We start from the raw sequence: 18691 nt of genomic DNA, 5'->3' as shown, positions 1-18691 counted from the left end.
AGGCGTACGGCGGACATGGCGCAGCAGGAGAACGAGGTCGTCGAGCTTGTGAACGACGGGTACGTCGTGGACACCGAGGACTGTGCGGAGCGCGAGCTCGCCCACCGCGAGCGCGGCACCGCCCGCCCGATCACGGTCGTCGGCAACCCGGTCCTCCACCACGAGTGCAAGGACGTCACCGAGTTCGGCGACGAACTGGCGCAGCTGATCGACGACATGTTCGCCAGCCAGAAGGCCGCCGAGGGCGTGGGCCTGGCCGCGAACCAGATCGGCGTCGACGCCAAGGTCTTCGTCTACGACTGCCCCGACGACGACGGCGTGCGCCACACCGGCGTCGTGGTCAACCCGAAGCTGGTGGAACTGCCGGCCGGCTCCCGCGTGCTCGACGACTCGAACGAGGGCTGCCTGTCGGTCCCGACCGCGTACGCCTCGCTGGCCCGCCCGGACTACGCCGAGGTGACCGGCCAGGACGCGCAGGGCAACCCGATCAAGGTGCGCGGCACGGGCTACTTCGCGCGCTGCCTGCAGCACGAGACGGACCACCTGTACGGGTACCTGTACATCGACCGCCTCTCGAAGCGCGACCGCAAGGACGCCCTGCGCCAGATGGAAGAGGGCACCCCGCGCTACGAAACGGTCCCGAACGCCTGAGCCTTCGTGGCCCGCAGCCCGCGGCCCGCAGCCCGCGGGCTGCGGCCTAAGCCACGGCCTGCGGGCCCCGGAACGTGCGGCGGAAGGCGTTCGGGGTCGTGCCGAGGGCGCGCAGGAAGTGGTGGCGCAGGGCTGCCGCGTTGCCGAAGCCGCTGCGGCCCGCGATCGCGTCGACCGTGTCGTCCGTGGCCTCCAGGAGCTCCTGCGCCAGCAGGACGCGCTGCCGCAGCACCCACTGGTACGGGGTCGTCCCGGTCTCCTGGAGGAAGCGGCGGGCGAAGGTGCGCGGTGACATGTGCGCGCGCTCCGCGAGCTGCTCGACGGCGATCTCCTCGTCCAGGTGGCGGGCCATCCAGCCGATCACCTCGCCCACCGTGTCGCACGCCGTGCGCGGCAGCGGCCGCTGGATGAACTGCGCCTGGCCGCCGTCCCGGTGCGGCGGGACGACCATCCGCCGGGCGATGGTGTTGGCCACCTCGGCGCCGTGCTCCTGGCGGACGACGTGCAGGCACGCGTCGATGCCCGAAGCAGTGCCCGCGGCGGTGATCACCGGGCCCTCGTCCACGTACAGCACGTCGGGGTCCACCCTCGCCTCCGGGAAGCGCCGGGCCAGGGCCGGCGAGTGCATCCAGTGCGTGGTGCAGCGCCGGCCGTCCAGCAGCCCGGCGGCGCCGAGGACGAAGGCCCCGCTGCACACGCTCAGCACCCGCGCACCCCGGTCGACGGCCCGGCGCAGCGCCTCCAGCAGCGGCTCGGGGTACTCCCGGGTCACCGCCGCGCGGTCGGCGGGCACGCAGATCAGGTCCGCGCTCTCCAGCCGCTCCAGCCCGTGCGGGACGACGACGTCGAAGTGCCCGTCGCCGGTGCGGGAGTGCCGGTCCTCCGCCGCGCACACGGCGAAGTCGTACACCGGCAGCCCCATCTCACTGCGGTCGATCCCGAAGACCTCGCAGAAGATCCCCAGTTCGAAGGGGGCGACGCCGTTCACCAGGGCTACGGCCACGTTGTTCAGCATGCCCCCAGTGTGGCAGTAATTCGTACTTCCATGACAGTCCTGCCACTGTCCGGTTTTCGGCGCACTGGCGACAGTGGAGTCATGAACACGTTCCTCGAACTCCTCGTCGTCCTCGCCATCGCCGCCCTGCTGCTGGGGCCCGCGCTCTACGGGGCCCTGCGCGACCGCCGCATCGACCGGCAGCTACGCGCGGCCAAGCAGCGCACGCAGGTCATCCGGGAGGGGCAAGGGAGTGAGCAGCCCCGCCGCCGTACGCCCCGTGTTGCCGTACGGCACGCGCCCGGTCACTGACCCGGCCCCCGCGACCAGGATCCGCACCACCTGCCCCACCGTCTCCGCCCGGTCCCGGCAGCGCACCGCGAGCCGGAACATGTGCCAGTGCGCGCGGGTGTGGGGCCAGGCCCAGGCCTGGGAGATGATGTGGGCCCGTTCCAGGGCGGTCCACATGGCGTCGGTGTCGGGCGCGGCGTCGCGGGCGCGGCGCAACTCGGCCTCGAAGGCCTCGCGCACGGCGGGCGGCATGGTCTTCGGCGAGCACACGGCGACGCATTTCTTCATCATCTTTCGCATGCGTCCACGGTGCGGCCGAGGGCCCCGCCCGCGCTTGAACGAACCTGCTGCATCCCGCGACCCGCTCACATCCACTGGATGGTGCGGGTGAAGTCCGACGGCGGGATCCCGAACATCCGCCGCCACACCCGGCTGAGATGCGCCCCGTCGGCGAAGCCCGCGCCGTGCGCCGCGTCCGTCAGGGAGTGCCCCTGGGAGGCGAGTTCGGCGGCCCGCATCAGCCGCAGCCACAGGACGTAGGGGCGGAACGGCAGCCCGAGCTCCGCCCGGAACAGGTGCGCGAGGCGGCTCTCCGACAGGCATGCCACCGCGGCCGCCTGGGACAGCCGTACGTGCTCCCGCCCGGGCAGCCAGTCCAGCACCCGCACCAGCCCCGGATGCGGCGCCGCACCCGGCAGTGGCCCCTGCGGCAGTACGGAGTCCAGCGCGCAGGCCGCCTCGAAGGGGTCGGCGGGCAGCGCATCCGGTACGAGGTCCCCCGCGTCCCCCGCCAGCGCCGCGAGCCGGCGCCCGGCGGTGGAGAGCGGGTCGTAGTGCAGCACCACCCCACGCGGAACCCCGCCCAGCACGGAATGCCGTACCCCGGACGGGACCACGTACGCCCGGCACCGGAACGGCTCCCCGGCCGGCCCGGCCATCAGCAGCTCGTCCCCGCCGAGCGCGACGATGACCTGCACGGAGTGGTGCGCGTGCGCGGTGGCGGACCCGACGGCGCCCCCGTACACCACGCCCCCCGGCCGCAACCGCGCCCGCCCGGCCCACCCGGTCACGGACACGGCGAAGCGCCCCCGCCCAGGACCTCGGTCACCCGAGTCGTTCTCCCCATGGGCGGGGACGCTATCAAGCCATCGGAGCAGGCGACTTAGAAGTCCTCGTCCAGGTCGACCGTGCCCTCGACCGCGACCTGGTAGGCCGACGGGCGGCGCTCGAAGAAGTTCGTCAGCTCCTGGACGCCCTGGAGCTCCATGAAGGAGAACGGGTTCTGCGAGCCGTACACCGGCGGGAAGCCGAGGCGGACCAGGCGCTGGTCGGCGACGCACTCCAGGTACTCGCGCATCGACTCGGTGTTCATGCCCGGCAGGCCGTCACCGCACAGGTCGCGGCCGAACTGCAGCTCCGCCTCCACGGCCTCCTTCAGCATGTCGGTGACCTGCTGCTGGAGCGCGTCGTCGAAGAGCTCCGGCTCCTCCTTGCGGACCGTGTCCACGACCTCGAACGCGAAGTTCATGTGCATGGTCTCGTCCCGGAACACCCAGTTGGTGCCGGTGGCCAGGCCGTGCAGCAGGCCGCGCGAGCGGAACCAGTAGACGTACGCGAAGGCGCCGTAGAAGAACAGGCCCTCGATACACGCCGCGAAGCAGATCAGGTTCAGCAGGAAGCGGCGGCGGTCGGCCTGCGTCTCCAGCCGGTCGATCTTCTCGACCGAGTCCATCCACTTGAAGCAGAACTGCGCCTTCTCGCGGATCGACGGGATCTCCTCGACCGCGTCGAAGGCGGCCGCGCGGTCGTCCGGGTCGGGCAGGTAGGTGTCGAGCAGCGTCAGATAGAACTGGACGTGCACGGCCTCCTCGAACAGCTGGCGCGACAGGTACAGGCGCGCCTCCGGGGAGTTGATGTGCTTGTAGAGCGTCAGCACCAGGTTGTTCGAGACGATCGAGTCGCCCGTCGCGAAGAACGCGACGAGGCGGCCGATCATGTGCTGCTCGGCGGGCGTGAGCTTCGCGAGGTCGGCGACGTCCGAGTGGAGGTCGACCTCCTCGACGGTCCAGGTGTTCTTGATCGCGTCCCGGTAGCGTTCGTAGAAGTCCGGGTAGCGCATGGGGCGGAGCGTGAGCTCGAAGCCCGGGTCCAGGAGGTTCTTGTCGGTGGAGCTCATTACTGGCAGGCCTCGCAGGACTCGGGGTTCTCAAGGGAGCAGGCCAGCGCCTCGGCATCGGCGACCGCCTGGGGCAGCGCGACGGGGGTGGCCGCCTGCGCGGCGCGGGCGATCTTCGTCGCCGGGCGCGAGCGCAGGTAGTACGTGGTCTTCAGGCCCTGCTTCCAGGCGTACGCGTACATCGACGACAGCTTGCCGATGGTGGGCGTCTCCAGGAACAGGTTCAGCGACTGCGCCTGGTCCAGGAACGGCGTACGGGCCGCCGCCATGTCGATCAGACCGCGCTGCGGGATCTCCCACGCCGTGCGGTACAGCTCGCGCACCTCGGCCGGGATCCAGCCGAAGCCCTGGACGGAACCGGAGGACTCGCGCAGCGCCTCACGGGTCTGCGCGTCCCACACGCCGAGCTTCTTCAGCTCCTCCACCAGGTAGGCGTTGACCTGGAGGAACTCACCGCTCAGCGTCTCGCGCTTGAACAGGTTGGAGACCTGCGGCTCGATGCACTCGTACACGCCGGCGATCGAGGCGATCGTCGCCGTCGGGGCGATGGCCAGGAGCAGCGAGTTGCGCATGCCGGACTTCGCGATCCGGGCGCGCAGGGCGTCCCAGCGCTCGGGCCAGTTCAGCTCCACGTCGAAGTGGTCGGGGTGCAGGACGCCGCGGGCGGTGCGGGTCTGCTCCCAGGCCGGGAGGGGGCCGCTGCGCTCGGCGAGGTCGCAGGAGGCCTCGTACGCGGCCAGCATGATGCGCTCGGAGAGCTTGGTGGACAGGGCCTTCGCCTCGGGGGAGTCGAAGGGCATCTTCATCTTGAAGAAGACGTCCTGGAGGCCCATCGCGCCGAGGCCCACCGGCCGCCACCGGGCGTTGGAGCGGCCCGCCTGCTCGGTCGGGTAGAAGTTGATGTCCACGACGCGGTCGAGGAAGGTCACCGCGGTGCGGACGGTCTCGTCCAGGCGCTCCCAGTCGATGTCGCGACCGTCGGCGGTGTCGATGACGAACGCGCCCATGTTGACCGAACCGAGGTTGCAGACGGCCGTCTCGCCGTCGTTGGTGACCTCGATGATCTCGGTGCACAGGTTGGAGGAGTGGACGACCGTGCCCGGCTCGGCGGTCTGGTTCGCCGTGCGGTTGGAGGCGTCCTTGAAGGTCATCCAGCCCTGGCCGGTCTGCGCGAGGGTGCGCATCATCCGGCCGTAGAGGTCGCGGGCGGGCATGGTCTTGCGGGCCAGGCCGTCCGCCTCGGCCTTGCGGTAGGCGGCGTCGAACTCGTCGCCCCACAGGTCGACCAGCTCGGGCACGTCGGCCGGGGAGAACAGCGACCAGTCGGCGTCCGCGTTGACGCGGCGCATGAACTCGTCCGGGACCCAGTGCGCGAGGTTCAGGTTGTGCGTACGGCGCTGGTCCTCGCCGGTGTTGTCGCGGAGCTCCAGGAACTCCTCGATGTCCGCGTGCCAGGTCTCCAGGTAGACGGCGGCGGCGCCCTTGCGGCGGCCGCCCTGGTTCACGGCCGCGACGGAGGCGTCGAGGGTCTTCAGGAACGGCACGATGCCGTTGGAGTGGCCGTTCGTACCGCGGATCAGCGAACCGCGGGCGCGGATGCGCGAGTACGAGAGGCCGATGCCGCCGGCGTGCTTCGACAGGCGGGCGACCTGGTGGTAGCGGTCGTAGATCGAGTCGAGCTCGTCCAGCGGGGAGTCCAGCAGGTAGCAGGAGGACATCTGCGGGTGCCGGGTGCCGGAGTTGAAGAGCGTGGGGGAGGACGGCAGGTAGTCGAGGCGGCTCATCAGCCGGTAGAGCGAGGCCACTTCCTCGACGGCCTGGACGCTGTCGTTCTCGGCGAGGCCGCAGGCCACGCGCAGCATGAAGTGCTGCGGGGTCTCGACGACCTGGCGGGTGATCGGGTGGCGCAGCAGGTAGCGGCTGTGCAGGGTGCGCAGGCCGAAGAACCCGAAGCGGTCGTCGGCGCCCTCCGCGAGGGTGTGCTCGACCAGTGCGTCCAGGCGGCTCGCGTGCAGCGCGACGAACTCGGCGGTCCGGTCGGCGATCAGGCCCTCGCGGTGGCCGACCGCGACGGAGGCGGAGAACGAGGTGGCCCCCTGGCCGGCGGCCTCCTCGGCGACGGCCAGCGTCAGCAGCCGGGCGGCGAGCCGGGAGTACGCCGGATCCTCGGAGATGAGACCGGCGGCGGCCTCCGTGGCCAGCCCGCGCAGTTCGGCCTCGTCGGCGGCGGCGCTGCGCCCGCGGAGCGCGGCGGCGGCGACCCGGCCCGGGTCGGTGTCGGGGAGGTCGGCCGTCAGCTCGGTGAGGGTACGCAGCAGCGCGGCCCCAGGTCCCCCGGTCTCGATTCCGGTGTCGGACGGGTCGGACTCGGCGCGCGGTGCGGAAGGCGCGATGGTCACGGGGGGAGCTCTCCCTCGCTCGGCTCCGGGACACCTGCGGTGCGGGCACGAGCGGGCGCGCGCGGGCTCGGCCTCGGGGGCACACCGCGCGGCGTCCACCGGCCCAACCGCGGGGCCCGGACGTGTCGGCACCCGGTTCGGTCGAGCCGGGCGCACTGTCGGCAGGTCCTCGGACTTGCGGTGACACCAATGGGTGTACTTCATACCGTTGCGGGACAGTTCCGGATTCGCACCGGATTCCCCTGCGACGACAGCGAGCATGAGCATACATGTGGGGGCCGCTTCCTGTGCGACCCCCTAGATGTTGTGTCGGCGTGGCTACAGGGCGAGACCGTACGTGAGCAGAGTGAGGCCGGGGACGGGCTCCCAGTCCCGTTCGGGCGTGCGGACGAAGCCGAGTCGCTCGTAGATCCGGTGGGCGCCGACCATGTCCTGCGTGGTGGACAGGACGAGGCGCCGCACGCCCTCGATGGCCCGCGCCCGCTCCATGCAGGCCCGTACGAGCGCTTCCCCGGCGCCCCGCCCCCGGCCCTCCCGGGCGACGGCCAGCATCCGGAACTCGGCCTCGCCGGCGCCGGCGATGTCGCACAGCGGGCTCCCGGGCGCGGCGAACGCCACCCCGCCGAGGAGCTGTCCGTCGCTCGCGGCGGCGACGAGTATCACCCCGTCGCGCGCCCGCCCGGCCACGTCCCGCAGCCGCGCGAGGTACGGGTCGTCCTCGCCGAAGGTGAGCAGCCCGTCCCCGAGGTACGCCTGCGCGGTGATCTCCCCGAGCGTCCCGTACTCCGCCGCCAGCGCTTCCCTGATCACGATGTCCATGCGGTCGAGTGTGCCGGACGGCTGTCGGTGCCCGGCGCTATCGTCGTAGACAGCACCGTCGAGAAAGGCGAGCGAGGCATGACCGTGACGACAGACCGGCCCCACATGCTGACAGAGGACTTCGAAGCCGTGGCGCGTATAGCCGCTCGCGAGAGGGTGGGGACACGGCTGGAGTTCATCGACGGAGTCATCAGGAGCAAGGCCATGCCGGACGGCGACCACGGGATGATCATCCAGTGGCTCACTCGGATCTGTATGCAGCACCGCCCCGAGCTGTGGCTGCATTCGGGGCAGGGCATCAAAGCCCAGGAGTACCGGGCCGGTCGGGCGATTCCGGATGCGGTGCTCGCGCCGTCCGAGGCGTTCGTCGGCCAGGGTGACTGGGTCGACCCCGATCGGATCCTCATGGCCGTCGAGGTGACCTCGTGGGACTCGGACACCCACCGGCGGGACCACGTCGAGAAGCCACGCGCCTACGCGGAGACGGGTATCCCCGTCTATCTGCTCATCGACCGGGCCAAATGTGAGATCTCCGTCTACACCCAGCCCAACGGACGAAGGTACGAGAACACCCGCGTCGTGGCGTACGGCAAGGATGTCGAGCTCCCCGACCCCGTCGGCATCACCCTCCAGACCGAGGTCCTCAAGGACTGGGTGCGCTGAGAACGCCCGAGGGCCCCGCCTGATCGGCGGGGCCCTCGGGTGGGTCAGGGCTCAGCAGCAGCGGAAGCCCTCGCGGGGGTCCGCCTCGCGGGAGTCCGTACGGGCGCGTTCGAAGGCGCGGCGGGTCATGACCTCCGCGTCCGGGTCGTGCGTACGGGCGTGGGCCACGTAGCGGTCGTACGCGGCCTCGCCCGAGAACTCCCGTACGAAGAACCGTGCCTTCGCCAGCGCCGCGCGGACGCCGCTCACGCCACCGGCTCCTTCACGCGGCCGCCGCCCGAGTCCAGCCCCGCGGCGGCGAGCTCCGCCCGCTCCTCGGGCGTCGCGATGAGCCCGGCCGGGGCGATGATCTTCGACTCGGTCCACGGGACCTCGGACAGCCTGACCGTCTCGGGGGAGGCGATCGCCTTGAAGCAGGTCCGCGCCGCGTCCAGCAGGACGATGATGATCAGGATCGCGAACAGCGCCGACAGCGCGCCGTCGACCGTGGCGTTGGTGACCACGGTGTGCATCTCGTCCATGTTCTTGGCGGGCGGCAGCACCTTCCCGGCGTCGATCCCGGTCTGGTACTTGTCGCGCTGCGCGAAGAAGCCGACCTTCACGTCGTCGGAGAACACCTTCTGGTAGCTCGCGGTGAGCGTGACCGCCACGTCCCAGGCCAGCGGGACGCCGGTCACCCAGGCCCACTTGAGCCGGCCGGACTTGACGAGCAGCGTGGTGCAGACGGCCAGGGCCACTGCCGCGAGCAGCTGGTTCGCGATCCCGAACAGCGGGAACAGCTGGTTGATGCCGCCCAGCGGGTCCTTGATGCCGACCCACAGGAAGTAGCCCCAGCCGCCGACGACGAGCGCGCTCGCGAGCCACACGCCCGGCTTCCAGCTGACGTCCTTGAAGGACTTGTGCACGTTGCCCAGGGTGTCCTGGAGCATGAACCGGCCGACGCGGGTGCCCGCGTCGAGGGTCGTCAGGATGAACAGCGCCTCGAACATGATCGCGAAGTGGTACCAGAACGCCTTCATCCCGGCGCCGCCGACCACGGAAGAGAAGATCTCCGACATTCCGAGTGCGAACGTCGGCGCGCCGCCCGTACGCGACAGCAGGCTGGCCTCCTCGACGTCCTTCGCGGCCTGCGCGAGGTACTCGGGCGACACGGCGAAGCCGAAGTGGGTCACGGCCTGCGAGGCGCTCTCGACGGTGGTACCGACGATGCCGGCGGGGGAGTTGACCGCGAAGAACAGGCCGGGCTCGATGATGGTGGCCGCGATGATCGCCATGACGGCGACGAAGGACTCCGTCAGCATGGCGCCGTAGCCGATGACCCGGACCTGGGTCTCCTTCTGGATCATCTTCGGGGTGGTGCCCGAGGAGACCAGCGCGTGGAAGCCGGACAGGGCGCCGCAGGCGATGGTGATGAACACGAAGGGGAACATCGACCCGGCGAAGACCGGCCCGTCCCCGCGGGCGGCGAAGTCGGTGACGGCGGGCATCTTCAGCGTCGGCATCGCCAGCACCACGCCCACCGCCATCAGCGCGATGGTGCCGACCTTCATGAAGGTGGACAGGTAGTCGCGGGGCGCGAGCAGCATCCACACCGGCAGCACCGAGGCGACGAAGCCGTACGCGACCATCCAGAGGACGAGCGTCTCCTTCTCCAGCGTGAAGGTGCTCGCCAGCGAGGACTCGGCGACCCAGCCGCCCGCGACGATGGCGAGCAGCAGCAGGGCGACGCCGATGACGGAGATCTCGGTGACCCGGCCCGGCCGCAGGACGCGCAGGTAGAAGCCCATGAAGAGGGCGATCGGGATGGTCATGCCGATGGAGAAGACGCCCCAGGGGGAGTGCGCCAGGGCGTTGACGATGACCAGGGCGAGCACGGCCAGCAGGATGATCATGATGGCGAACACGGCGACCAGGGCGGCGGCTCCGCCGACGGGGCCGATCTCGTCCCGGGCCATCTGGCCCAGGGAGCGGCCGTCGCGGCGGGTGGAGAAGAAGAGGGTGACCATGTCCTGGACGGCGCCGGCGAAGATGACGCCCGCGACGATCCAGATGGTGCCCGGCAGGTAGCCCATCTGTGCGGCGAGCACGGGGCCGACCAGCGGACCGGCGCCGGCCACGGCGGCGAAGTGGTGGCCGAAGAGCACCCGGCGGTCGGTGGGGTGGAAGTCGACACCGTTGTCAAGGCGTTCGGCCGGGGTGGCCCGCGTCTTGTCCACCTTCAGGACCTGGTGGGAGATGAAGCGGGCGTAGAAGCGGTAGCCGATGGCGTACGAGCCCAGCGCGGCGGCGAGCAGCCAGGCGGCCGAGATCTCCTCGCCGCGCGAGAGCGCGAGGATGCCCCAGCCGAGGGCCCCGACGAGACCGACGAGCACCCAGACGGCGACCGCCTTCGGGGTCATGCCCCCCGACGCCGTGCCGCCCGACGCCATGTCCCCTGATGCGGAAGGCGAGTCCGCCGCCGTGCCCGGACTCGCCGCGTTCCGTTCTGTACCTGTTGCTTCCGGTTCCGGCATGATCCTCTTCCCCTCGTTGATCATCTGCTTAAGCGCAGGGAATCTACGGGGGCCGCCCGGTGAACGTAAGCCCCCGTCCGTATAGCGGAACGAGAGTCAAGCACGGACCAGTTGGTCTGGCCCAGAGCCGAGCGACGAACTTTTGACGCGACCCTGGTCCATGCGACCCGAAGAAGGCCCTGAACGCTGCGTCCAGGTCCCGAAGCGACTGCTGGAGCACCACGGCTGACGCGGCCGCGAGCCACGCCCGCGCCTCGGCGCGCTTGGCCTCCGTTAAATGCGGTAGTTGTAGCGCAGTCGCACGTGGGCGACCCTAGAGTCGCCAAATGGGGGCATGCGGGGTAAGGCGACGAGATCGCATGAATGGCACGGAATCGGCCGAATTGAGTCGAATGTGACCGAATGGTGTGGGGGTGGGACTGGACGGACCGGTCCGCCTGTGTCAGGCGGGGCCCGTCCACAAGCACCGTGGTCGCCGCTGCGTCAGACGGCGGGGCGCTGGAGCCGCGCGACGAACTTGTAGCGATCTCCGCGGTACACCGAGCGGACCCACTCCACCGGTTCGCCGTCGGCGTCCAGGGAGTGGCGGGAGAGCATCAGCATCGGCAGGCCGACGTCGGTGCCCAGCAGGCCCGCCTCGCGCGGGGTGGCCAGGGAGGTCTCGATGGTCTCCTCGGCCTCCGCCAGCCGTACGTCGTACACCTCCGCGAGGGCGGTGTAGAGGGAGGTGTACTTGGCCAGTGAGCGGCGCAGTGCGGGGAAGCGCTTGGCCGAGAGGTGGGTGGTCTCGATGGCCATCGGCTCGCCGCTGGCGAGGCGCAGCCGCTCGATGCGCAGTACCCGCCCGCCCGTGGCGATCTTGAGCAGCCCGGCCAGGGTGTCGTCGGCCGTCACGTAGCCGATGTCGAGGAGTTGGGACGTGGGCTCCAGCCCCTGGGCCCGCATGTCCTCGGTGTACGAGGACAGTTGGAGCGGCTGGGAGACCTTCGGCTTCGCGACAAAGGTGCCCTTGCCCTGAATCCGCTCCAGCCGGCCCTCGACGACGAGCTCCTGGAGCGCCTGGCGCACGGTGGTCCGCGAGGTGTCGAATTCGGCCGCGAGCGTGCGCTCCGGCGGTACCGGCGTGCCGGGGGGCAGCGTCTCGGTCATGTCGAGCAAGTGCCGCTTGAGTCGGTAGTACTTGGGCACGCGCGCCGTGCGAGTGGCTGCCCCGCCTTCCGGCTCCGTGGTCGCCCCTTCGGTGGACATCGCCGCCCGCCTTCCCGACTCCAGTTTCGCTGCCGTCACCGGCTCCTCCGATATGTGCGGTCACATCGTGACACGGGTGGGAGGGCAGGCCTCCTCCCTCCCCCAGGTGTCGGTCCGGTAACGGACCGATCACCCGCTCATTAGACCCTTGACACCCCTAAAGGTCTAGGCCAAGCTCCGGTTACTGGTCTAAACCAATATGGATCAGATCCCGGCCCCACGGGCAGTACTTGGTGCATGTCACCGCGGCGGGCGAGGGAAGTTGCAGGCAGCATCCCTGAGGAGGGTGGCGTGAAGCGCAAGCTCATCGCGGCGGTCAGTGTCGCGGGCATGATGGTCGGAGTCGCGGCGTGCGGCAACGGCGGCGACGACAAGGGGAAGACCGACGCGGGCGGCGCCAAGGAGATCACCGTCTGGGTGATGGACGGCTCCGCGCCCAAGGCCTGGATCGACGCGGTCAACGCGGAGTTCTCGGCCAAGCACCCGGGTGTCACCGTCAAGGTCGAAGAGCAGCAGTGGAAGGGCATCCAGGAGAAGGTCACCACGGCCCTCTCCGAGAACACCCCGCCGGACGTCCTCGAGCTCGGCAACACCCAGACCTCCGGCTACGCGGTCACCGGCGGCCTCGCCGACCTGACCAAGGACAAGTCCAAGCTCGGCGCGGACGCCTGGCAGAAGAGCATGCTCGCCTCCGCCGAGTACGACGGCAAGCTGTACTCCGCTCCCTGGTACGCGGCCAACCGCGTCGTCGTGTACGACAAGAAGGCCTTCGCGAAGGCCGGCGTCACCCCGCCGACCACCCGCGACGAGTGGATCGCCGGCCTCGACAAGCTGAAGGCCGCGGACCCGTCCTCGCAGCCGATCTACCTGCCCGGCCAGAGCTGGTACGTCCTCGCCGGCTTCGTCTGGGACGAGGGCGGCGAACTCGCGGTCAAGGACGGCGGCAAGTGGAAGGGCGGCCTCGGCTCCCCCCAGGCCGCGTCCGCGATGGAGTTCTACAAGAAGCTCCAGTCCTACTCCACCGCCCCGAAGGACAAGGACGAGGCCACCCCGCAGCAGTCCACCGACGTCGTTCCCAAGGGCGGCGTCGCCTCCTGGATCGGTCTCGGCTGGGAGGCCGGCGGTGCGGAGAAGGCCCTGAAGGAGGCGGGCAAGGAAGCCGACTTCGGCTACTTCCCGATCCCGGGCAAGACCGCCGACAAGCCGGGCACCGTCTTCCTCGGCGGCTCGAACCTCGCCGTCGCCGAGCGCTCCAAGAACAAGGAGCTCGCCAAGGAGTGGCTGGCCCTCGCCGCCGGCAAGGACCAGATGACGAAGTACGCCGCCGAGACCAAGGGCGCGCTGCTCCCGAACCAGGCCGGCGCGAACTTCACCCCCGCCGCGGGCTCCTTCGCCGAGGCGATGGGCAAGGGCGGCGTCAACGGCCGCATCACCCCGGTCACCCCGGGCTGGGCGAACGTCGAGACCGAGCCCAACCCGCTCAAGGAGTTCATGACCAAGGTCCTGAAGGGTGAGGACGCCGCCAAGGCGGGCGCGGACGCGGACAAGGAAATCGCGAACCGCATCAACAAGTAGCACCCAGCACCGGGGGTGCGGCGGCGCCCACGCGCCCGCCGCACCCCCGGTCGCGCATCGACAGACCTGTGCGACGCCCGACCGCAGCCGAGGTAACCAAGACATGACCGTGCACTCCCAGGGAGCGGCGACCGCTCCACAGGACGCACCACCGAAGTCCGCCGGACGGCAGCAGAAGCCGCCCACCACCACCGGGACCGCTCCCTCGTCTCCGCGCCGGGGCAGAACGTCGCTCCCCTCGGGCTGGCTGCCGTACCTCCTGATCGGGCCGGCGGTCCTCAGCCTGGCCACGCTGCTGCTGTACCCGCTGGCCAAGAACGTGATCCTGTCGTTCCAGAAGGTCGACAAGATCGAGTTCATCCAGCGGAAGGCGCCCTTCAACGGCGTCGAGAACTACACCCAGCTGCTGGGCGACGCGCACTTCTGGACCGTCGTCGTACGCACCTTCGCCTTCACCGCGGCCAACGTCGCGCTGATCATGCTGATCGGCAGCCTCGTCGGCATCCTGCTGAACCGGCTCGGCACGTGGATGCGCCTGGTCCTGTCGATGGCCCTGGTGATGGCCTGGGCCATGCCGATCGTCGCGTCCGTCACCGTCTTCCAGTGGCTGTTCGACGAGCAGTTCGGCGTCATGAACTGGGTCATGCGCACCCTCGGGTTCTCCGGCTACGAGCAGCACAACTGGTTCGAGTCCGGTTTCTCCACCCTGGCGATCGTCACCGTCCTGGTGGTCTGGGGCTCCGTCCCCTTCGTCGCCCTCAACATGTACGCCGGCCTGACCACCGTCAGCGGCGAGCTGTACGAGGCCGCGCGGATGGACGGCGCGAACGGCTGGCAGACGTTCTGGCAGGTCGTCTTCCCGAACCTCAAGCCGTTCTTCCTCGTCACCACGTTCCTCGAGGTGATCTGGGTCTTCAAGGCCTTCACCCAGGTCTACGCGATGAACCGCGGCGGCCCCGACCGCGCCTCCGAGACCCTGCCCGTCTTCGCATTCGTCGAGGGCCAGAGCCAGGGCCACTACGCGCTCGCGGCAGCGATCTCCGTCCTGACGATCATGATGCTCGTGATCGTCATGTCCTTCTACTTCCGCCTGATCCTGAAGCAGGAGGAGGAGCAGTGAGCACCACCACCGCGCCGAAGCCCGCACCCGCCGCGCCCCGGCACCCGAAGCCCGCGCAGCAGCTGCGCACGCGCCGCCCGCTCCGCCCGGGCACGGTGGCGAAGAACCTGGGCGCCCTCGTCCTGGCCGTGGTCTTCGTCTTCCCGGTCTACTGGATGTTCTCCTCGGCCCTCAAGCCGTCCGGGCAGATCCTCTCCAAGGACCCCGTCTTCGTCTTCACCCCGACGCTGGACAACTTCACCAAGGCCACCGGCGTCGAGCTGTTCTGGACGTACGTGACGAACAGCCTGCTCGTCACCGTCGGCGCCGTCGTCCTCGCCCTGGCCGTCGCGCTCGCCGCGAGCTTCGCCATCGCCCGCATGAAGTTCAAGGGCCGCAAGGGCCTCGTACTCGGCGTGATGATGGCGCAGATGGCCCCCTGGGAGGTCATGGTCATCGCGATGTACATGATCGCCCGCGACGCCGAGATGCTGAACAGCCTCCCGCTGCTGACCGCGATCTACTTCGTGATGGTCCTGCCCTTCACCATCTGGACCCTGCGCGGCTTCATCGCCGCCGTCCCGGTGACGCTGGAGGAGGCCGCCCAGATCGACGGCTGCACCCGCGGCCAGGCCTTCCGCAAGGTGATCTTCCCGCTGCTGGCCCCCGGCCTGATGTCCACCTCGCTCTTCGGCTTCATCACCGCCTGGAACGAGTTCGCGATGGTCCTGATCCTCAACAAGGACAAGACCGCCCAGACCCTGCCCCTGTGGCTGACCCAGTTCCAGACCGCCTTCGGCAACGACTGGGGCGCCACCATGGCCGCGTCCTCGCTGTTCGCCGTCCCGGTCCTGGTGATCTTCGTCTTCCTCCAGCGCAAGGCCGTCGGCGGCATGACCGCCGGCGCCGTGAAGGGATAACGGCCCATGACTGTCCTTGCGCACCGCGTCACCGCGTCCGATTCGAACGATCAGCTCACCCGCGACGCCCTCGCGGTCCTCCAGCCCGGCTTCGAGGGCACCACCGCCCCGGCGTGGCTGCTGCGCCGGGTCGGCGAAGGTCTCACCGCCGTCGGCCTCTTCGGCCGCAACATCGCCTCGCCCGAGCAGCTCGCCGCGCTCACCGCGCAGCTGCGCGCCGAGCGCGACGACGTCCTCGTCGCCATCGACGAGGAGGGCGGCGACGTCACCCGTCTGGAGGCCCGCGGCGGCTCGTCCTTCCCCGGCAACCTGGCCCTCGGCGCCGTGGACGACACCGCGCTGACCCGGGACGTCGCCCGCGAGCTCGGCCGGCGCCTCGCCGAGTGCGGGGTCAACCTCAACTGGGCCCCGTCCGCCGACGTCAACTCCGACCCGGACAACCCGGTCATCGGCGTGCGGTCCTTCGGCGCCGACACCCACCTCGCCGCCCGGCACACCGCCGCCTACGTCGAGGGTCTGCAGGCCGCCGGCGTCGCCGCGTGCACCAAGCACTTCCCGGGCCACGGCGACACCAACGTCGACTCGCACCACGCCCTGCCGCGCATCGACGTGGACCTGGACACGCTGGTGGCCCGCGAGCTGGTCCCGTTCAAGGCGGCCATCGCGGCCGGCACCAAGGCCGTGATGAGCGCGCACATCCTGGTGCCCGCCCTCGACCCGACCCGCCCGGCCACGCTCAGCCCGCAGATCCTGACCGGACTGCTGCGCAAGGAGCTCGGCTACGAGGGCCTGATCGTCACCGACGGCATGGAGATGAACGCCATCGCCGGGACGTACGGCATCGAGCGCGGCTCGGTCCTCGCCATCGCGGCCGGCGCCGACGCGATCTGCGTGGGCGGAGGGCTCGCCGACGAGGCCACCGTGCTGCGGCTGCGCGACGCGCTGGTCGCGGCCGTACGGGAGGGCACGATTCCGGCGGAGCGGCTCGCCGACGCCGCTGCCCGGGTACGGGCGCTGGCCGCATGGACCCGGCAGGCCCGGGCCGCCGCCGCGCCGGGCGCGCCGCAGGAGGGGAGCGCGCCCGGCATCGGCCTGGCGGCGGCCCGCCGCGCCGTGGTCGTGTCCGGCACCGCCGCGCCCGTGTCCGCCGCCCCGTACGTCGCCACGCTCGCGCCCGTCGCGAACATCGCCGTGGGGGACGAGACCCCGTGGGGCGTGGCCGCCGAACTGGCCGCGCTGGTACCGGGGACGGGGTCCGGGGTGTTCCCGGAGGGCGCCACGGCCACGGACATCCTGACGGCGGCAGGCGGACGCACCGTCGTGGCGGTGGTCCGCGACGCGCACCGCCACCCGTGGATGGCGCAGGCCCTGGACGCGCTGGTCGCTGCGCGGCCGGACACGGTCGTGGTGGAGATGGGCGTACCGCAGGCTGCGCCGCGGGGTGCACTGTACATCGCAACGCACGGCGCTTCCCGGGTCTGCGGTGCCGCTGCCGCGGAGATCATCGCGGGGGCTTAGCCGCCGTTCGGGAGGCTCCGCGCAGCGGCCACCGTGCGGCGACAACGAAGGGCCGGGCCCCCTGGACGGGAGCCCGGCCCTTCGTGCGCGTGGGGGAGGTGCCGCCTAAAGCCCCTGCCACGCGGGCTTGTTGGCGTAGGCGTGGCGGAAGTAGTCCGCCAGCTTCAGCTTGGACGCCGCGGCCTCGTCCACGACCACCGTCGCATGCCGGTGCAGCTGCAGCGCAGACGCCGGGACCAGCGCCGACAACGGCCCCTCGACGGTCTGCGCGACGGCCTCCGCCTTGCCCTCGCCGGTGGCGAGCAGGACCAGGTGGCGGGCGTCCAGGATCGTGCCGATGCCCTGGGTGATGACGTGGTGCGGGACCTGGGCCATGTCGTCGTCGAAGAAGCGCGCGTTGTCGACGCGCGTCTGCTCCGTCAGCGTCTTGATGCGGGTGCGGGAGGCCAGCGAGGAGCAGGGCTCGTTGAAGCCGATGTGACCGTCGGTGCCGATGCCGAGCAGCTGGAGGTCCACGCCGCCGGCCTCCGCCAGTGCGCGGTCATACGCCTCGCACGCCGCGACGACGTCCGCCGCGGAGCCGTCGGGGCCCATGAAGGCGGCCTCCGACAGGCCGAGCGGCTCGACGACCTCGCGGAGCACGACGGCACGGTACGACTCCGGGTGCCCGGCCGGCAGGCCGACGTACTCGTCGAGCTGGCAGATGCGGGCCCGGGAGGCGTCGACCTCACCGGCCTTCACCTTGGCGGCCAGGGCTTCGTAGACGGGCAGCGGGGTGGAGCCGGTCGCCACGCCGAGCAGGGCGTCGGGCTTGCGCCGGACCAGGGCGGCCATGGCCTCCGCGATGAGCTCGCCGCCTGCTTTGGCGTCCGGGACGATGACAACTTCCACGCGGGGCCTGCCGATCTGGAGTGGGACGGTGTGGTATAGACCAATCTAGCAGAGCCGGGCCCGCCCCAGGCCGGTCTCCGCCCACTCCCCTCCCTCCCATGGTGATCCGGTTCCCCGCCCCCGGCCCGTCGGCTCCGCTCAGAGCAGCGCGAGCTGCAGCCCGCCGGTGGCGTCCAGATGCTGACCGGTCACCCAGCGGGAGTCCGCCGAGGCCAGGAACGCCACCACGTCGGCGACTTCACCGGCCGTGCCCACCCGCCCGAAGACCGAGCGCGAAGACGCGTGCGCCCGCGCCGCCGGGTCCGCCAGCCAGCCCGCGTTGAGGTCGGTGTCCGTGATGCCGGGGCCCACCGAGTTCACGGTGATCCCGCGCGGGGCCAGCTCGGCCGCCAGGGACCGGGTCAGCGCGTTCACCGCGCCCTTGGCCGTGATCGTGGCCAGGATCGCGGGCAGGGCGATCTCCGGGGTGCCGGTCACGTTGACGATCCGGCCCCCGTCCCCCATCCGCGCCAGCCCGTGCCTGATCACGAAGAACGGCGCCTTCGCGTTGAGCGCGTGCACCCGGTCGTACGTCTCCTCGTCGGTGTCCGCGATGCCGGCGAACGTGGCGGCGCCCGCGTTGTTCACCAGGATGTCGACCGTGTCGGTGTGCAGCGGGTGCGCCTCGTACGCCGCCCACAGGGCCTGCGCGTCACCCGGAACCCCGAGCTCGGCCCCGATGGCGAACGCCCGTCCGCCGGCCGCCCCGATGGCCGCGACCGTTTCGTTCGCCGCCTCCGCGTTCCGCCCGTAGTGCACGGCGACCAGCGCCCCGTCCCGGGCCAGCCGCTCGGCCACCGCCCGCCCGATGCCCCGGCTGCCGCCCGTGACCAGTGCCGTCTTCCCCTTGAGCACGCCCATGACGCGCCCCCCTTCAGAATTTGATAGCGGTCGC

17 protein-coding genes and 1 riboswitch are annotated in these 18691 nt (G+C 70.8%); of the genes, 6 read left to right on the top strand and 11 right to left on the bottom strand.

All coding sequences use genetic code 11. The features are described from left to right. Positions 1-15: 15 nt before the first annotated feature. Positions 16-651, top strand: a complete 636-nt coding sequence (def, locus tag AB5J51_RS14970; protein WP_030291282.1) for a peptide deformylase — start codon at positions 16-18, stop codon at positions 649-651. 46 nt (positions 652-697) lie between these two features. Here def and AB5J51_RS14965 read toward each other — a convergent pair whose 3' ends face one another. The 6 genes from AB5J51_RS14965 to AB5J51_RS14940 form a co-directional block, all read right to left on the bottom strand. Then, positions 698-1666: a helix-turn-helix domain-containing protein gene (locus tag AB5J51_RS14965; protein ID WP_369777879.1), complete on the bottom strand. Its 969-nt coding sequence runs from the start codon at positions 1664-1666 to the stop codon at positions 698-700. Positions 1667-1849: 183 nt separating this feature from the next. Next, positions 1850-2236: a DUF3703 domain-containing protein gene (locus AB5J51_RS14960; protein WP_369777878.1), complete on the bottom strand. Its 387-nt coding sequence runs from the start codon at positions 2234-2236 to the stop codon at positions 1850-1852. A 65-nt stretch (positions 2237-2301) separates the two neighbouring features. After that, positions 2302-3012 carry a helix-turn-helix domain-containing protein gene (locus AB5J51_RS14955; protein WP_136224913.1) on the bottom strand — a complete coding sequence of 237 codons (711 nt, stop codon included), beginning with the start codon at positions 3010-3012 and terminating at the stop codon, positions 2302-2304. Positions 3013-3098: 86 nt separating this feature from the next. After that, a complete protein-coding gene (locus tag AB5J51_RS14950) occupies positions 3099-4112 on the bottom strand; it encodes a ribonucleotide-diphosphate reductase subunit beta (protein WP_053691818.1) in 1014 nt (337 codons plus the stop codon). After that, complete coding sequence (locus AB5J51_RS14945; protein ID WP_053784615.1) at positions 4112-6511, bottom strand: ribonucleoside-diphosphate reductase subunit alpha; 2400 nt, start codon at positions 6509-6511, stop codon at positions 4112-4114. The genes AB5J51_RS14950 and AB5J51_RS14945 overlap by 1 nt, the downstream gene beginning before the upstream one ends. Positions 6512-6653: 142 nt before the next feature. Continuing rightward, positions 6654-6785: riboswitch (cobalamin riboswitch) on the bottom strand. A 44-nt stretch (positions 6786-6829) separates the two neighbouring features. Further along, positions 6830-7330 carry a GNAT family N-acetyltransferase gene (locus AB5J51_RS14940; RefSeq protein WP_136224914.1) on the bottom strand — a complete coding sequence of 167 codons (501 nt, stop codon included), beginning with the start codon at positions 7328-7330 and terminating at the stop codon, positions 6830-6832. A gap of 78 nt (positions 7331-7408) precedes the next feature. Here AB5J51_RS14940 and AB5J51_RS14935 point away from each other — a divergent pair, with 78 nt between their 5' ends. Then, positions 7409-7993 (top strand): Uma2 family endonuclease, encoded by a 585-nt coding sequence (locus AB5J51_RS14935; protein ID WP_369777877.1) that lies wholly within the window; start codon positions 7409-7411, stop codon positions 7991-7993. 51 nt (positions 7994-8044) lie between these two features. Here AB5J51_RS14935 and AB5J51_RS14930 read toward each other — a convergent pair whose 3' ends face one another. The 3 genes from AB5J51_RS14930 to AB5J51_RS14920 form a co-directional block, all read right to left on the bottom strand. Further along, positions 8045-8242, bottom strand: a complete 198-nt coding sequence (locus AB5J51_RS14930) for a YbdD/YjiX family protein (protein WP_030153574.1) — start codon at positions 8240-8242, stop codon at positions 8045-8047. Continuing rightward, positions 8239-10392 (bottom strand): carbon starvation CstA family protein, encoded by a 2154-nt coding sequence (locus tag AB5J51_RS14925; protein ID WP_369777876.1) that lies wholly within the window; start codon positions 10390-10392, stop codon positions 8239-8241. The genes AB5J51_RS14930 and AB5J51_RS14925 overlap by 4 nt, the downstream gene beginning before the upstream one ends. A gap of 597 nt (positions 10393-10989) precedes the next feature. Continuing rightward, positions 10990-11754 carry a GntR family transcriptional regulator gene (locus AB5J51_RS14920; protein WP_030153577.1) on the bottom strand — a complete coding sequence of 255 codons (765 nt, stop codon included), beginning with the start codon at positions 11752-11754 and terminating at the stop codon, positions 10990-10992. A 291-nt stretch (positions 11755-12045) separates the two neighbouring features. Here AB5J51_RS14920 and AB5J51_RS14915 point away from each other — a divergent pair, with 291 nt between their 5' ends. The 4 genes from AB5J51_RS14915 (at position 12046) to AB5J51_RS14900 (ending at position 16866) form a co-directional block, all read left to right on the top strand. Next, positions 12046-13329, top strand: a complete 1284-nt coding sequence (locus tag AB5J51_RS14915) for an extracellular solute-binding protein (protein ID WP_369777875.1) — start codon at positions 12046-12048, stop codon at positions 13327-13329. Positions 13330-13432: 103 nt separating this feature from the next. Further along, the gene (locus tag AB5J51_RS14910; protein ID WP_369777874.1) at positions 13433-14449 is read left to right on the top strand and encodes a carbohydrate ABC transporter permease; all 1017 of its coding nucleotides are present in this window, start codon (positions 13433-13435) and stop codon (positions 14447-14449) included. Positions 14450-14511: 62 nt separating this feature from the next. Then, a complete protein-coding gene (locus AB5J51_RS14905; protein ID WP_053784790.1) occupies positions 14512-15348 on the top strand; it encodes a carbohydrate ABC transporter permease in 837 nt (278 codons plus the stop codon). A 6-nt stretch (positions 15349-15354) separates the two neighbouring features. Further along, on the top strand, positions 15355-16866 hold the full coding sequence (locus tag AB5J51_RS14900) for a glycoside hydrolase family 3 protein (protein WP_133896920.1): 1512 nt from the start codon (positions 15355-15357) through the stop codon (positions 16864-16866). Positions 16867-16971: 105 nt separating this feature from the next. Here AB5J51_RS14900 and nagB read toward each other — a convergent pair whose 3' ends face one another. Next, positions 16972-17757 carry a glucosamine-6-phosphate deaminase gene (gene nagB / locus AB5J51_RS14895; protein WP_053784621.1) on the bottom strand — a complete coding sequence of 262 codons (786 nt, stop codon included), beginning with the start codon at positions 17755-17757 and terminating at the stop codon, positions 16972-16974. A 138-nt stretch (positions 17758-17895) separates the two neighbouring features. Next, a complete protein-coding gene (locus AB5J51_RS14890; protein ID WP_369777873.1) occupies positions 17896-18657 on the bottom strand; it encodes an SDR family NAD(P)-dependent oxidoreductase in 762 nt (253 codons plus the stop codon). Between the last annotated feature and the right edge of the window lie 34 nt (positions 18658-18691).

The sequence above is a fragment of the Streptomyces sp. R33 genome, assembly GCF_041200175.1.
GTDB lineage: Bacteria > Actinomycetota > Actinomycetes > Streptomycetales > Streptomycetaceae > Streptomyces > Streptomyces katrae_B.
This window is presented reverse-complemented; position numbering and strand designations above follow the sequence as displayed.